The following is a 1,634-nucleotide window of genomic DNA, read 5'->3' as shown; positions in this document are numbered from 1 at the left end:
TGGCGCACAAACGGCACCTGTCGCAAAAGCGTAGTAAGTTTGGCGCTGAGGCATTGCTTCACGGGGCAGAACGGGTTTGGATGGTGTAGGAACCCCAAAGGTCGGACTGCCCCGTTTTATGCCGCAATATTTAGTAGGGTAGAGTAGCATTGGCCTATTCACTAAAAAATATTCATACTCTACCTAGTCGTCTATCTTTTACTTGGCTGGGAGTGTTGTGGATATTAGCTTGCGTAGCACTAATGGCCCAATTGCGACCCGCAGGTATTGAAGGCATTGATGGTATTACATATATTGGCTTGCTGATAAATAATATAATACTCCCAATTGGGGTATCGTTTTTATTCGCAGGCTTAATTTATGAAACAACTTGGCTACAAAGAATACTAGCATCTAATACAATGGAATTATTAGGAAAAAGCTCCTACGCATTTTATCTAGTTCATCTTGGCTTGGTATCTCAGCTGTTTCACAGTTCTTACGTTATTCAGAGAATAGGAAACTTAGGCTCTATACTGTTAACATTTTTCATGGCCTGCATAATAGCCTGGTTATTATTCAAATTCTTAGAAGAACCATTACAGAATCGACTACGTGCAAAATAATGCAGAACATATACCCGCCTTTCGAGTGCTTTCAACCTATAAGGTCTTCTCCCGGGACCGGGCGCGTAATTTACGCTGTAGCGGCTCTTCGAGGCAGTAATAGAGGCCAATTGAGAAAAGTACCATCAGCGGAAATAGTAGCAGCGGATTATCCGTTAAGTGACGTTTGAGCAGGATGCTCACGATACCCAGATGAACGAGGTAGAAGGCATAAGAGCTTTTGCCCAGCAGATCAAATAATTTGGTTTCCAGCACCTGTCGAAACCACGTTTGCTCCGTCATAAGCCCCCTGAACAGAGATACAATGCCCAGCGGGAGCAGCAAGTTGTTAAACCCGAGCCCGAGCCAACTATATGCTTCCTGCGTCGGGGGTGCAGGATTCACAATTGTACCCGCGACCACGCAAGCCGCTATCCAGGCAATTCCGCCCCAGGTATAGCCCCCCCCCGGACCGGCTTGGTCGGGCTTGCCGCGCATGAACAAGGCAAGCCCGATACCATAGAGAAACTCCATGCACCGCCCGAAAAAGGTATAGGTAAACATGAAATTAAAGCTTTTAAAAAAACCCAACGTATGCGGTGCCAGCCACACGATGGCGCAGCCCAAAGCCAGCAGAGTGACCCCATACATGGCCAGCAACGCGTACTTCTTCGCGCTTCGCGCCAGGCCCAGCAACAGCAACGGGGCAAGGGCATAAAAGCATTCTTCGACCGTTAAGGTCCAGCCCTGAGCAATTCCGGTGAAAACGAAGTGCTGGAAAAAAGCTTTGGTGAGCGTGTAGTTCAGCCCCACAACTTGTACTACTCCCAAAAACTGGACAGTTTAGGAGGCGTTTGTTAAGCAAATGGGTGGGGGGCTGAAGGTAGGGTTTTGAGCGAAGATTTGCGCAGGTGTTTGGCCCTTCAGGCCTTGGTGAGGCCGCTGATGGTTGTAGTAGCTGAAGTAGGCCTGGAGCTGTTCGTAGAGGTGGCCGCCATCAGTGGCCGGGTTGAGGTAAACGCATTCCCATTTAACCGAGCGCCAGAGCCG

Annotated in this window: 2 protein-coding genes; both read right to left on the bottom strand. The window is 48.7% G+C overall.

The features are described 5' to 3' along the window. Positions 1-641: 641 nt before the first annotated feature. A complete protein-coding gene (locus tag D0T11_RS21680) occupies positions 642-1,415 on the bottom strand; it encodes an acyltransferase family protein (RefSeq protein ID WP_119657877.1) in 774 nt (257 codons plus the stop codon). A 12-nt stretch (positions 1,416-1,427) separates the two neighbouring features. After that, a partial coding sequence (locus tag D0T11_RS21675; RefSeq protein ID WP_147374802.1) for an integrase core domain-containing protein occupies positions 1,428-1,634 on the bottom strand: 207 nt, incomplete at its 5' end.

Source organism: Hymenobacter rubripertinctus (assembly GCF_003583925.1).
Classification (GTDB): domain Bacteria; phylum Bacteroidota; class Bacteroidia; order Cytophagales; family Hymenobacteraceae; genus Hymenobacter; species Hymenobacter rubripertinctus.
Note: the sequence above shows the minus strand (reverse complement) of the source record. Positions and strands in the feature narration are given on the sequence as shown.